We start from the raw sequence: 13,189 nt of genomic DNA, 5'->3' as shown, positions 1-13,189 counted from the left end.
ACCGCCTCCAAATTGTTGTCACTCGCAAATCGTGCCTCAATTGTCACTGCTCTTTATCAGTTTGATCGTCTCCAAAAGAGACATGTAAATGTTGCGTTCGTCGCGCAAATACTTGGTCTTTATCTCGAGATTGTAATATGGCTTACCCAGATGGTTGCCTCGACCGATCCTGACCGCCCTGGGAAAAGTCAGTAAGACACTGGAAGTAAAATTGGACTGATCCAGATTCAGGTCCAGAACCAAATCAATTTTCATTTCACGAAGGCTGTCAAGATAACTCTTCTTCGGAAGCCCCGCCCAGGTCAATTGCTCACTGCTTGGCGTCAAAATCTGAAATCCCTTTCGTGGAAAGATATCACTGACACGAATGCCGGGCACGCAGAGAAGGGTGATATCGGCCGGCTTGAAAAGGTCTGTTATTGCCGGAAGAAACTGCTTCACCAGGGTGAGCTCCCGCAAACCGCTCGGCAGGCACACCAGAACATGCTTGGGGTCTTTCAAAGACCTGGGAAATTCGACCTGCGCAGGCTCCATTCGCCGCGCCGCCTGCCTGAGCTTCATGCCGGCGATTATGCTCTTAAGTTTCATCATCCTCAAGCCCACCACTGTTTCCGGCGGTATCAGCCGGTCGCTGATCATTCGCCGGGCCGGGCGTGGTGGCAGATACGGACTCCAAAGCATCCCGGTTAAAAAAGCTGTCTGCGTTTACCTGGTTGATTTCGACCCTTGAGATTCTTCCCGTGCCCGGGTCGCTAAGATCCACTGCTTTCCCGTTAAGCTCGATATCCACCTGAGACGGTATCCCGACCGACACTATCAGCCGGTAATCAGCTTCGGCGTCATAGACGCGGCCCGGTATCAGATTGCGGAATATAACCGTGTCGCCGTCGGCAAGCACGGTCGACCAGCTTTCGTTTCTCGGTGTGAGTTTTAACCTGAGCTTCTGCGGCACCCGGTATTCCGGTACGTTCCAGTCGTACGATGTGCCCCCGGTGTCTGAAGTAACGTGATCGGAATCCACGACTGCAGGCTGCGATGCCTGCCGGGTGGATGTTTGCTCGTCGGTGATCGGTTTTTCGGATGAGAAGAATATCAGGAATATTACCAGAAAAATTATGAACACGACAACGATCGCCCCAAAGAGGTAGAGGAGCTTTTTGATGGATGCCGCGCTTTCTCTCTCCTCCGCATCTTTCTTTTGCTCGGCCGGTTTCTTTTTTTGGGGCTTGTCCGGCGCCGGTTTCGAGGAGCCGGTGTCCCCGTTATACGTAAGTTCTCCAAGGTCCTCCTTGATCGCTTCGATAGTGCGCTCAAAGTCAATACCCAGCGACTCGGCGTAGGCCTTGGCAAAAAGGTTATAGTAAATTTTCGAGGGAAGTGAACCGATCTCGCCGGCTTCTATGTACTCAAGATTGGTTACCGAGATCTTTAACTGCTCCGACAGGTCTTCGAGCTTCAGCGCTTTGCGATTTCTTTCGATCTTAAGCAGCTCGCCAAATTTCTTGTACAATTCGCTCATTTTGTTCGGGTTGTGAGGGTTACTGTAATCCAACTATCCTGCTTGCCAGACGCTCCAACAACTCGCGCGGAAACCCAATAACAGTATCCAGGTTACCCTCAATACTGTCAACTAAAAATGCCCCCATCCCCTGTATCCCATAGGCGCCCGCTTTGTCCATCGGCTCGCCGCTGGCAATATAATCCTTAATTTGCTCCGGGGAAACATGATTAAAAAAAACATTTGTGGTTTCGTAGCCGCTTGTCAGAATGCCGCGACGGTCGGCCACCGCCAGAGCAGTGCATACGACATGCTTTTTCCCGGACAGGAGAGTGAGGATATTAAACGCATCATACTTGTCCAAAGGCTTTCCGAGCACTCTTCCCTCGAGAACCACGATCGTGTCACAACTTATCACGGCCTGGTTCTCGCCCAGCTTCCTGCAAATAAGAAGAGCTTTGTCCTGCGCCAGTCGTTCCGCATACGTGAACGGCTGTTCGCCTTCAAGCTGCTGTTCTTCGAGATTAGGGACAATCTGGCTGAAAGACACGCCTGTTTCCCTGAGAAGAGCCACCCGGCGCGGCGACCCGGAACCGAGGATTATCTCATATTTGTTGGCAAGCTGATTGATAAACTTATATGTCATAGTCGAGTATTATCGTTACCGGGCCGTCATTGTCGAAACGCACGTCCATCTTGGCCCCGAACTTACCGGTCGCCACTTTCAGGCCGGATGCCCCGACCAGTCTCACGAACTCATTGTAAAGTCTCTCGGCTTCGGTCGCCTCCATGGCTTCGGTAAAAGCCGGTCGTCGTCCTTTACGCGTGTCGGCGTAGAGAGTGAACTGCGAGACAATCATGATTTCACCCGCAACATCGAGGCACGATAGATTCATCTTGCCGTCATCGTCCTCAAAAATCCGAAGGTTGACGACCTTGTCCGCCAGCCACTCAGAACACTTTTCGTTATCACCCTTTCTGCTGCCCACTAAAACCAGCAGTCCTCGCCCTGTGCGGCTAAGAACTTTGCCGTCGATAACGACCTCAACGCCGGATGTTCGCTGTACAACTAATCGCATTATTATGCCTTCATCGCAGCGGAATATACCGTATCTATCTATAAAGACAACAAAATTAAAAGGGGACCATTCATGCCCTCAATAAATCGCTTGCCTTCTCGGCGGGCGAATGGTTGATTGATTATATGTCACCGACAACTAAATCTCTCGGCATCGATGTCGGCTCGGTATCCGTCAAGCTGGCCTTGTTCGAAAATGGCCGGTTGACACGAACCGTTTACAGGCGCTTTCACGGGCGACCATTCGAGACACTGCTTGAAGCGCTCGGAGACCGGTTCGGTGAACTTCAGAGCGCGACGCTAAAACTTGGTCTCACCGGTATCGGAGGCAAAACAGCCTGCTCGGTACTCGGGGGCAAGTTTTACGGAGAAATCGCTTCCATCGCGGCCGGTAACTACCATGTTGTTCCCGAAGCTCGCACGATTGTCGAGATGGGAGGGGAAGACTCCAAATTAATAATCCTCGATAGCGGAAAACGGGTAGTTAAAGACTTTTCGATGAATGCCCAGTGTGCCGCTGGAACCGGTTCGTTTCTCGATCAGCAGGCAAACCGCCTTAAGATATCGATAGAAGGTGAATTCGGGCAGATGGCGTTGAAGTCGAAAAATCCCCCGCGCATAGCCGGTCGATGTTCGGTCTTCGCCAAGTCCGATATGATTCATCTTCAGCAGATAGCCACCCCTGATTACGACATCGTTGCGGGCCTTTGCTTTGCCGTGGCGCGAAACTTCAAGAGCTCAATCGCCCGCGGCATGAAATTCGAAAAGCCAATTGTTTTTGAAGGCGGTGTGGCGGCTAACCCCGGTATGGTTCGCGCCTTTACCGAGATACTGCAGCTCGAGCAAGGTGAGCTGATTGTCCCTCAGCACCATAACGTTATCGGAGCCATCGGCGCCGCTCTTCTTGCCGCCGATGATGACCTGGTGGTCGAAAACTTCGATATCGGCAAAATAGAATCCTATCTCGGTTTTCGCAGGTCGGCACAGGCCGGGCGCGACGCTCTCTCGTTCGATTTTCCTCATTCCAAATATTATGATGTTACGCTGGAAAAAAGTCCTTGTGATTTCGACGACCTCGATGTCTTTCTCGGCGTTGATATTGGTTCCCTCTCCACAAACCTGGTGCTGATCGACGAGTCCCACCGCGTTGTCGCCCGGCGCTACCTGATGACAGAAGGCCGGCCAATCGAGGCGGTGCGTTGCGGACTCAAAGAGATCGGCGAAGAGGTGGGCGACAGGGTAAATGTAAGGGCCGTTGGCTCAACCGGTTCGGGCAGATATTTAATCGGTGACTTGATAGGGGCCGATGTTGTCCGTAACGAAATAACCGCCCAGGCTACAGCGGCTGTCGATATCGACCCCGAGGTTGATACAATCTTCGAAATCGGCGGCCAGGATTCAAAGTATATATCGATTGATAATCGATCAGTGATCGATTTCGAAATGAATAAAGCCTGCGCCGCCGGGACCGGTTCATTTCTTCAGGAACAGGCGGAAAAACTAAATATCAACATCGAGACTGAATTCTCGGACCGTGCCCTTAAAGCCACATGTCCTGTCGGTTGCGGGGAACGATGCACAGTTTTCATGGAATCAGACCTTGTAGCTCATCAGCGAAGTGGCGCGAGCAAGGATGACCTTTTGGCCGGGTTGGCCTATTCCATTGCCAGCAATTACCTTACGAAGGTTGTGGGAGACCGAAGAATCGGCCGGCACATTTTCTTTCAGGGCGGGGTGGCCTGGAACAAAGCTGTCGTGGCCGCTTTCGAGAAATTGACGGGTAAAGATGTTACCGTGCCGCCGCACCATGATGTTACCGGGGCCATCGGAGCAGCCATTCTGGCCGAGGAGAAGCTCTCCGAACCCGGCTTTGAGACTTCGTTCAAGGGCTTTGACTTCTATAAGAAGCGCTACCGGATAGATACCTTCCCGTGTGAGGATTGCCCTAACCAGTGCGAAATTCATAAGGTCGAAGTCGAGGGGGAACAGCCGCTGTTTTACGGTTCGCGCTGCGAGAAATTCGAGGTTGACCGAAATGAAAAAAAACACCTGCCATTCGACTATGCCAGGGCCAGACAGAGACTGCTGTACCGGCGCTATTACGACGCCAGCCGCGTGGAAAAAAATAAAGGCAGAATAGGTATCCCGAGAGTCCTGCATTTCTTCGAATATTATCCGTTCTGGAAGGCATTCTTTGAGTCCGCCGGTTTCGAAATAGTGAACTCCGATTTTTCCAACCATAAGATAGTTTCTCAGGCGCTCGAACTTTTCAGCGCGGAAACATGCTATCCGATAAAGATTGTCTATGGTCACATCGCCAACCTGCTGGAAAAGCAGATAGACTATATCTTCTTGCCTTCGCTGATAAAAGTTGTTGAGGAAAAGGAAGAGATCGACAGCGGAGCCTATATATGTCCTTACGTGCAGACAATAGGTTCCTCTGTTTCGGCCCGTTTCGATTTTGCCGGCTCGGGGGTCAAGTTCATTGACCGTCCCATACACCTGAGTCAGAATGCCGAAGACCTCAGACACAAACTGAAACGCCTGGCATCTGATTTCCATCTTTCCGATAGAGAGTACAATCGGGCGGTAGCCGCCGGGCTTTCCGCCTACCAGGCATACAAAAAAGAGTTGCGGGCAACCGGCGAAAAGTTTCTCAAAGAACTGTCCCCCGATGAAAAGGTGTTGGTAGTCGTCAGCAGACCATACAACGGCTACGACCGTAAGCTCTCTCTGGAATTGCCCGACAAGATCCGCAATCTGGGCGTTAAGGCCATTCCTGTGGATTTCCTCGATATCGAAAACGGTCAGGACGACACCCCGTTTATGTACTGGCGTTACGGAAAGAGAATCCTCTCGGCCGCGCGGTATATCCGTGAGCATCCCAACCTCTATGCCGTTTATATCACATCGTTCGCTTGCGGTCCGGATTCATTCATTACTCATTTTTTCCGCAAGGCCATGGCGGGTAAGCCCTACCTGCAGCTTGAGCTTGATGAGCATTCGGCCGATGCGGGTCTCATAACCCGGTGTGAGGCTTTTATAGATTCTTTGCGCTTCTACAAGTTCAGAACGCCGGTTACCCATTTCAGCATCGCCAACGACGATTTTCGACCCTTCGAGAAGACAATCTATATTCCCAATATGTGTGATCATGCCTACGCGCTCAGAGCCGCTTTCGAGAGATGTGGCCTTACGGCGCAAGTGCTTGATGAACCGGATGAAGAGACTCTCGAATACGGCAAAAAATTCACCACCGGCAAAGAGTGCTTCCCCTGCGTCATCACCACCGGCGATATGATCAAGAAACTTCGCTCTAAAGACAGCGACCCGCGCAAAACAATTTTCTTCATGCCCGGCGCCAATGGGCCGTGCCGGTTCGGACTGTATAGCCAGTTCCACAGGATTGTACTCGATGACCTGGGGTATACCGATATTCCCATATATTCTCCCAATTCGAAAAACGGATATACTGACTTCGGTCTCGATGGCACGGAATTTCGCAAAACCGCCTGGCGTGGTATGGTATTTATTGATTGCCTGCAAAAACTGCTGCTTCGCACACGCCCGTATGAGATAAACAAGGGAGAAACGGAGAAGTTGTATCTTCACTATGTCAATCGCCTTGATAATGCAATCGTCCGCGATGAGTCTTTAGCGGACCTGGCTCGATGGGCCTCCGGTGATTTCGCCAAAATCAAAACGACCGAGCGAACCAGACCGGTAGTTGGGGTAGTGGGTGAGATATATCTGCGCAATAACCGTTTTTCAAACAATCACCTGATTGAGTCGCTGGAGAATCTCGGTCTCGAAGTATGGCTGGCAACGTTCACGGAGTGGCCGATGTATACCTCATACACCTATCGCCGCGACTCGATATCCAATCTGGATCTGAAAGGCATATTACGGGGAACTCTTCAGCTGCAATTCCAGAAACGACAAGAGCACAAGATTATCAGAAGCTTTTTAAAAGACGGAGATTTCCGCACGGATTATCCTATTGAGAAAGTCCTCAGACTGGCTCAGAGATATTTGCAGCTGGACTATAAAGGAGAAGCTGTTCTTTCGATTGGCAAGGCTATGGAAATGGTCGCCGAGGGCGCCTGCGGAGTCGTTAATGCCATGCCGTTCAACTGTATGCCCGGAACGGTTGTGTCGTCCTTGTCCAAACGTATCTCTGAAGACCTGGGTTTTGTGCCGTGGCTCAATATCAGCTACGAGGGCCTTCGCGACTCTGGCGAAGAGACGAGGTTGGAAGCCTTTGCCGAACAGGTCAAGGCGATTCAGCAGGGTCAGCATCCTGCGATAAAGCTCAAAGAGGTGGCCGGAGGTTAATACCAGGGCCACCGTTCACACTTTCCGAAGCGCTGCCAATATTAACTTGATATTATTTTCCCAAAAACTTACCATTCGAGCGCGGGTTGCGACGAGGGCAAGATTATTATGCGCTGTCGGAACAACCGGTGACTGTCATTGTTAAAAGAAAAAATATTTGAATACTGGATATCGATTGGAGGCATTTGATGAGTAAACCGTTGAACATTACCGACGACACCTTTGATCAGGAGGTCTTGCAATCTGACAAGCCTGTCATAGTGGACTTCTGGGCAACCTGGTGCGGGCCGTGCAAGATGATTGCCCCTATTCTGGAAGAAATAGCCACTGAGTACTCGGATAAGGTTAAGGTCGTTAAGCTGGATGTTGATGCCAACAACCTCACCGCGGGTAAATATAACATAATGTCGATCCCGTCACTGCTTTTCTTCAAAGGCGGAGAAATGGTTGACCAGGTCGTGGGCGCCATACCCAAGGCCCAGTTGATGGCGCGTATCGACAGGGCTTTCAATTAGAATATAAGTTTCAAAGGCTGACTGCGGCCGGTTCACTTGCGTGAGCCGGCTGTTTTTCTTTGTCGAAGAAACCGTCGCTAATGATTAACCGTCAATGGAACTTCTTTCGACAAATTACATTTCAATAATTGGAAGATGTTACCTATATTTACATTGTATGATGTGCCCGTGAGCAGGCACCGGGATAAGACAGATGGACTGGTATGACATAATTTCGTTGGCCGTATTTTTGGCGGTCTGGTTTTTTCTGGTAACGAAAGTATTTCCGCGGTTTGGAATCCATTCTTGAGCTGCGCCTCCGCGCGATCTCCCGGAGGGAGATAATGAAACCAAAAATGGCAGAAGCAGAAACGGCCGCGAAACCGGATAGCCGGCAACCACATAGGCGGTTCGTAAAAAATCCGGTCAGGCTTCCGATATAGTTAAGTAATGGCATATTATCAAGATAGAGAACCCAGACCGCGACGGAGCTTTGGGTTTGGCCCCGGAGCCTTATCGCCCTTCATAAAAGTGATGATTATCGCTAATCTCGCGGTATTTATCATTCAATATTTCTATCCGCGCTTAACGGACCTCCTTGGATTAACCCCTTCTCGCTTCTACTCGGATTTCCCAAATCTGCTTTACCAGCCGTTTACCTATATGTTCCTTCACGGAAGCTTCGGGCATATCTTCTTCAATATGTTTGCCCTGTGGATGTTTGGCACCGAGATCGAGTATAACCTTGGCACCAGGCGCTTTGCGCGTTTCTACATATTATCAGGGTTGGCTGGAGCGATATTGACCCTTATTGTTAAATCGTCTCAGATGGCGCCTATGATCGGAGCCTCGGCAGCGGTATATGGAGTGCTGGTGGCCTACTGGATTTCATTTCCCAATCGCTACCTCTATATCTGGTTTTTGTTCCCGGTGATGGTGAAATGGGCCATACCGGGCCTGTTGCTTTTGGGATTTCTCTTCGGCGGACCGAACACCGCCCATTTCGCTCATCTCGGAGGCGCTCTGTTTGGCTTGATTTACTTCAAGTCCAGCTGGCGGTGGCTGTCTTTCGGCCGAAAAATTAAAGACTTGCGTTATCGACGCCAATCTGCGAAACTGGAGAAAAACCGACAAAAAGCCGAAGAAATAATGAAGAGGGTAGATGATATCCTCGACAAAATTAATGAGGTCGGCATCGAAAATATCAGCAAGGAAGACCGCAAATTCCTTGAAGAAGCTTCGTCCAGACTCTCGGATCGAAAAATAAATGACTAACGGTGGTAGAGAATACAATGCATAAAAGAGTTTTACTTGCCGAAGAATCCGATACCATTCGAGGTGTCGCCGAATCCGTTCTAAGACAAAATGGCTTTGAGGTCATTTCGGTAATGTCGGGCGAAAAGGCTTTGGAGGTCATGGAGTTCTCTCGGCCCGATCTTATTGTGGTCGGTGGCGAACTGGAGGGCAAGGGGCATAAACCGTTGTACGAGTATGTCCAGGAAAACCCTCGTGTAGCTTCGATTCCTATGCTTGTGTTCGCTGATAAGGATTCAGCCGGGTTGCCGCTTCCGCAGGAGATCATAATTTCAAGACCTTTTGATCCGGGTGAGTTTATGGATAAAGTAAATGCGTTTGCGGGTCAGCCTGCTGCCAGGCAGACCGCTGGTGCCTCCAACCCTCTCAGCGGTGCAGATCTTCATGATGAGTTTCTGGATGCTGCGCTTGGATTAGATCAGATCGATGTGACTGATTCTGAAGTAATGGATAAAACACAGATTGCCTCGAAGCAGAACAAGCCGCGCGGGGCCGAAAAGATGGTTGGGTTTGACCACCACTACGATAACGATTCCGACGCAAGTGACTCCGGCAGGGTGGAATCTCTTCTCATCCGTGATGAAAATGCCGAGATCGGACACCGACCGGCCAAGAACCGACCTGACAGGATGGCTTCCTCCGGCAAGCTGGAGATCCTTAATGACCAATACGGCCTGATTGACAAAGAGGCATCGAGTCTGGAGCCTGAAGATCGCGCCCACGATTATCAGTGGTTCATAGATGAAGTACGCAGGGAAAACCAGTCCCCTTCGGGGCAGAGTCCCGCCTCGCGTCAGACCGAGCAACCCGACGAACTGTCCTTTTCGGATCCCTCGTCAATGGTCGATCCGATCACTCCTTCGACTCCGCCAAAAAAGAGCGCGGGCAAATCCGCCGGTGATTCTCACGGTGTGGACGAGTTCATTGACGAGTTCAAGAAAGAGATCGAAAAGATTCGTTCCGACGAGCCCGAGAGCGTGACCATAGGCGATGATTCATCCTCGTCAAAGGGGAGAAGCAAGCCGCTGAATTGGCAGGACAGTGTTGAGAAAATGACCCCTGAACAGGTGCAGCTCTTTACCCGTCGCTTTATCTCCGAGCTGGCCGACAAGGTGGCTCAATTAATTGCCGCCAAAATAGATAGCGAAAAGCTGATGCAACTGATCAAGCGCGAAATCATCAAGCACCTTGAAAAAAATCAGTGAGCCCAAACTTTTTCTTCACTCAGTTGTTTAAAAGCTTTCAGACGTTCAAAGAGATGAGGACCTGATGGTATTCGATCAACCTACTGTCGAAATCCCCGCTGCCGTTTTGGCCGGATTGCTTTCATTCGTGTCACCCTGCGTCCTGCCCCTAATACCGGGTTATTTGTCGTTTATATCAGGAGTCTCAATCGAAGAACTCAGTTCCAGACAACGGTCGTCTTCGCAGTTATGGAAGATGTTGATAAACACTGTCTTCTTCGTGGTCGGGTTCTCACTGGTGTTCGTGTTGCTCGGCGCCGGAGCGACCAAAATCGGCACGGTGCTGAAATCCAATCTCGACATCTTTAACAAGATTGCCGGTGTCGTCGTCTTCGTGTTCGGTCTGCACGTGGCCGGTGTGTTTAAGATCAAGGCTCTCAATTACGAAAAACGCGTTCATGCTCGTCAAAAAAGCATGGGGGTTCTGGGCTCCATGGCTATCGGCATCGCTTTCGCGTTCGGATGGACCCCGTGTATTGGCCCCATCCTCGGCGCTATTCTGACTCTCGCCGCTCAGCAGGGTTCAGTAAGTCACGGCGTAGTGCTCCTGCTGTTCTATTCCGCCGGACTCGGAATACCTTTCATACTTACCGCTCTGTTATTTAACTACTTAATAGGCGCCTTCGGATTCATCAAAAGGCATTTTCGCGCCGTCGAGATCATCTCCGGTTCACTGCTGATGATTGTCGGTGTGATGATATTCTTCAACTGGCTCCAGTTGATCTCCGCCTTTATCCTGCAACAGGTGCCGGCTCTTCAAAATGTCGGATAAAAAATATTTGTCTGTTTTTTAGACCGCATCATCTTGACTGCCAAAATCGACAGGCATATATTGTGAGCAAATTAACCATACGCTCAACATGGTCACATGCATCAAAAGAAGAAAAGAGATTCTGTAATAGCTATATGCATACAGGAGCCGATGGAAGATGGCTCCTCGATGGATTTCGGACCGATTCAGGGTGATAATCTGCGCTTTCTTCATCAGGCTTTCATCACCGATACTATCGTAAACGCCTCGGCTATAGAAGACGCGGACATTCGACTGTTTTATATCGACAATCCGGAAAGAGCTCGTCTGGTCAAAATAGTAACTGACTACCTGTCAAAAAGACTTACGGGCAAGCACGAAGATTTCTTCAAGTCGCGCTTCAAGAGCTTCGGACTCGAAAAAAACCGCTGGGGCATTCGTATAGAGCAGGTGTTCCAGAGCTGCTTCGAACAAGGATACAAACACGTCCTCGTCGCCGGGAGTCGTACGCCCACCATAGCGGCCGGCATGTTCAGTACCGCTTTGAAAATGCTTACGAAATCCGATGCCGTCTTTGGACCGACGCCGGAGGGCCGTTATTATCTGATTGGTATGTCCGGTTCATACAAAATCAGCCTGGCCGACTTCGACTGGAAATCGCCGGCCATTTATTCCGAAGTCGCCGACGCGTTCAGCAAGAAAGATCTGGCCTGGTCGGAACTGGAGATCTGGTACTGTGTCGAGAACGCCGAGGAACTCGAGATGATGATTCGCGATATAAATCAATTCCGATTCGAGGGAGACGAGCAGACCGCGCGCGAAACCGAAAAAGTCCTCGAACGAATTCTCGCCAAACTGGAGTGACAGTTGCTGCGTCACCTTGACCGCCTCAATTGGCTGGCCGTGAAAGATACGGTACCTTCGCGGATTGACACCGCGATCTTGCCGGTAGGCACGGTGGAGGCCCACGGCTCATCGTGCCTCGGCACGGATAACAGGATTCCTGAAGACATCGCCGGGGGAATCGCGGAACGCTTAAACGCCCTGATAGCTCCCACCATAAATTACGGTATCACCAGATCTTTGTATCGCTATCCCGGTGGTTTCACGATCAAACCGGATACGTTTCGTCTTTATGTTCATGATGTGCTCGGTTCACTGGCCGACACGGGGTTCAAAAATATCTTCATCATGAACGGCCACGGAGGCAACAACGCCGACCTGAAAACGGTCGCGACCGAATTTCACTTCGAAAGGAAAACCAACATCGCCGTCATTCACTGGTGGCATCTGTGCGCCGACCTCACGCAGGAGTTTTTCGGTCACGTCGGAGGACATGCCGGTACCGACGAGACCGCGATGATACAGGCCATTGACCCGACGCTGGTGGATGAGTCGGCCCATGACCCGGAACTCGCCTGGTTTTTCAGGCCGGGAGCTGACATTTATCCTGTGCCAGGCTCTATACTGCTGTATAAAGAGGGGGAGGGTCAGCCGAATTTCAACGCCGAGCAGGCTCGCGCTTATCGGGAAAAAGTCATCGATGCTGTCGGAGAATTTGCCGAGCTGGTTTTGAAACGCTGGCGAAAATTCTCGCTGTAAAGCCGCTAAAACTTATCGATATAAGTTATCGTGATCTCACGTGTGATTGTCTCGGACTCACGACGATTCAAAAGCAGGTCTTTCAGGTGCGCCGCCAATTCCAGGTTCTCCGCGAACAACCACTTGATACCCAGATTCATATAGCCGCGCCCCTTGCCGCCAAAAATATTCGGTCTGCCATCAGGTAACGTCGAACGATCATCATTCAAAGCCGCGTCGTATTCCAGAAGCAGAGCCAGATTGTATTTGAAAGTAGCGTCGAACCCGGCAAAGACACTGACATCCTTTTCTTCGTCGATGTCCTTCTCCAGGGAGTAGTTCACGCCGAAGTGCCATCCCGACGTCCACTGGTAGAAATAAAAACTACGGCTCACGACAGCGTAAAAGCCTCTCGACTTGAAAGTGTAACGATCGAATTCCTCGTTGTACGCGCCAAAACCCTGGGAACAAAAACCAGCGGTTACGGCGGGGAAGTACTCGAGTTCGTCGATCACGCGAAACTTGACATTGAATTCGATTTTCGGGTTCCAGTTAGGATCGTCGTTGGAAATAACCCCTTCGCCGCCGAAAGAAATCCCGATTGTCAGACGATTTGATAACCCGATATCGGTTTTACCGATGGCGCCGCCGTTCGGATAGAGCCTGACACCGATATTGAAATGACCCCGCGGGAGCGTACCGGCGGTCGGCAAATCGACCAGCCATCGGGGAGGGATATCATAAAAGCTTGTCTTGAATTCTTCTTGAGCATTGGTGGTAAGACCTGTAAATAAAACCATAACCAACCCGGCCAGCAAACAAAGCGGTCTATTCATAACGTCAATCCTCTTTCCCAAACTGAAATAAAACTTGCCTTGAGAAAATTAGAAAAAT

At 50.5% G+C, this 13,189-nt stretch carries 12 protein-coding genes; 7 read left to right on the top strand and 5 right to left on the bottom strand.

Annotated elements, in window-relative coordinates:
• Positions 1-36: 36 nt before the first annotated feature.
• From AB1483_13715 to dtd, 4 genes are read right to left on the bottom strand one after another with little or no spacing between them, the layout of a single operon-like run.
• Entirely contained in the window at positions 37-591 is a 555-nt protein-coding gene (locus AB1483_13715) for a hypothetical protein (protein ID MEW6413508.1), read from the bottom strand.
• Positions 578-1,552, bottom strand: a complete 975-nt coding sequence (locus AB1483_13710) for a RodZ domain-containing protein (GenBank protein MEW6413507.1) — start codon at positions 1,550-1,552, stop codon at positions 578-580. Before AB1483_13710 ends, AB1483_13715 begins: the two co-directional genes overlap by 14 nt.
• Complete coding sequence (locus tag AB1483_13705) at positions 1,539-2,144, bottom strand: Maf family protein (GenBank protein ID MEW6413506.1); 606 nt, start codon at positions 2,142-2,144, stop codon at positions 1,539-1,541. The genes AB1483_13710 and AB1483_13705 overlap by 14 nt, the downstream gene beginning before the upstream one ends.
• Positions 2,134-2,577, bottom strand: coding sequence for a D-aminoacyl-tRNA deacylase (gene dtd, locus AB1483_13700; GenBank protein ID MEW6413505.1), 444 nt, complete (start codon positions 2,575-2,577; stop codon positions 2,134-2,136). The genes AB1483_13705 and dtd overlap by 11 nt, the downstream gene beginning before the upstream one ends.
• 125 nt (positions 2,578-2,702) lie before the next feature.
• On the opposite strand from dtd, the gene AB1483_13695 reads away from it, so the two are divergent.
• The 7 genes from AB1483_13695 to AB1483_13665 all read left to right on the top strand — a co-directional run bounded on the left by AB1483_13695 (position 2,703) and on the right by AB1483_13665 (position 12,316).
• Positions 2,703-6,911 (top strand): acyl-CoA dehydratase activase, encoded by a 4,209-nt coding sequence (locus tag AB1483_13695; protein MEW6413504.1) that lies wholly within the window; start codon positions 2,703-2,705, stop codon positions 6,909-6,911.
• A 188-nt stretch (positions 6,912-7,099) separates the two neighbouring features.
• The gene (gene trxA / locus AB1483_13690) at positions 7,100-7,426 is read left to right on the top strand and encodes a thioredoxin (protein MEW6413503.1); all 327 of its coding nucleotides are present in this window, start codon (positions 7,100-7,102) and stop codon (positions 7,424-7,426) included.
• A gap of 513 nt (positions 7,427-7,939) precedes the next feature.
• A complete protein-coding gene (locus AB1483_13685; protein ID MEW6413502.1) occupies positions 7,940-8,680 on the top strand; it encodes a rhomboid family intramembrane serine protease in 741 nt (246 codons plus the stop codon).
• Between the two features lie 17 nt (positions 8,681-8,697).
• Positions 8,698-9,924 carry a hypothetical protein gene (locus AB1483_13680; GenBank protein ID MEW6413501.1) on the top strand — a complete coding sequence of 409 codons (1,227 nt, stop codon included), beginning with the start codon at positions 8,698-8,700 and terminating at the stop codon, positions 9,922-9,924.
• Positions 9,925-9,988: 64 nt separating this feature from the next.
• On the top strand, positions 9,989-10,735 hold the full coding sequence (locus AB1483_13675) for a cytochrome c biogenesis protein CcdA (GenBank protein MEW6413500.1): 747 nt from the start codon (positions 9,989-9,991) through the stop codon (positions 10,733-10,735).
• 150 nt (positions 10,736-10,885) lie between these two features.
• The gene (locus AB1483_13670) at positions 10,886-11,578 is read left to right on the top strand and encodes a DUF2064 domain-containing protein (protein MEW6413499.1); all 693 of its coding nucleotides are present in this window, start codon (positions 10,886-10,888) and stop codon (positions 11,576-11,578) included.
• A 3-nt stretch (positions 11,579-11,581) separates the two neighbouring features.
• Positions 11,582-12,316 (top strand): creatininase family protein, encoded by a 735-nt coding sequence (locus tag AB1483_13665; GenBank protein MEW6413498.1) that lies wholly within the window; start codon positions 11,582-11,584, stop codon positions 12,314-12,316.
• Positions 12,317-12,321: 5 nt separating this feature from the next.
• Here AB1483_13665 and AB1483_13660 read toward each other — a convergent pair whose 3' ends face one another.
• A complete protein-coding gene (locus tag AB1483_13660; protein ID MEW6413497.1) occupies positions 12,322-13,131 on the bottom strand; it encodes a hypothetical protein in 810 nt (269 codons plus the stop codon).
• Positions 13,132-13,189: the final 58 nt, after the last annotated feature.

The organism is Candidatus Zixiibacteriota bacterium (genome assembly GCA_040756055.1).
Taxonomy (GTDB): Bacteria; Zixibacteria; MSB-5A5; order GN15; family FEB-12.
Note: the sequence above shows the minus strand (reverse complement) of the source record. Positions and strands in the feature narration are given on the sequence as shown.

Excerpts from the sequence above, each read along its gene's own strand:
- AB1483_13715 (MEW6413508.1), bottom strand. The coding sequence starts at position 591 with ATGATGAAACTTAAGAGCATAATCGCCGGCATGAAGCTCAGGCAGGCG.
- AB1483_13705 (MEW6413506.1), bottom strand. The coding sequence starts at position 2,144 with ATGACATATAAGTTTATCAATCAGCTTGCCAACAAATATGAGATAATC.
- dtd (MEW6413505.1), bottom strand. The coding sequence starts at position 2,577 with ATGCGATTAGTTGTACAGCGAACATCCGGCGTTGAGGTCGTTATCGAC.
- AB1483_13695 (MEW6413504.1), top strand. The coding sequence starts at position 2,703 with ATGTCACCGACAACTAAATCTCTCGGCATCGATGTCGGCTCGGTATCC.
- trxA (MEW6413503.1), top strand. The coding sequence starts at position 7,100 with ATGAGTAAACCGTTGAACATTACCGACGACACCTTTGATCAGGAGGTC.
- AB1483_13685 (MEW6413502.1), top strand. The coding sequence starts at position 7,940 with ATGATTATCGCTAATCTCGCGGTATTTATCATTCAATATTTCTATCCG.
- AB1483_13680 (MEW6413501.1), top strand. The coding sequence starts at position 8,698 with ATGCATAAAAGAGTTTTACTTGCCGAAGAATCCGATACCATTCGAGGT.
- AB1483_13675 (MEW6413500.1), top strand. The coding sequence starts at position 9,989 with ATGGTATTCGATCAACCTACTGTCGAAATCCCCGCTGCCGTTTTGGCC.
- AB1483_13670 (MEW6413499.1), top strand. The coding sequence starts at position 10,886 with ATGGAAGATGGCTCCTCGATGGATTTCGGACCGATTCAGGGTGATAAT.
- AB1483_13660 (MEW6413497.1), bottom strand. The coding sequence starts at position 13,131 with ATGAATAGACCGCTTTGTTTGCTGGCCGGGTTGGTTATGGTTTTATTT.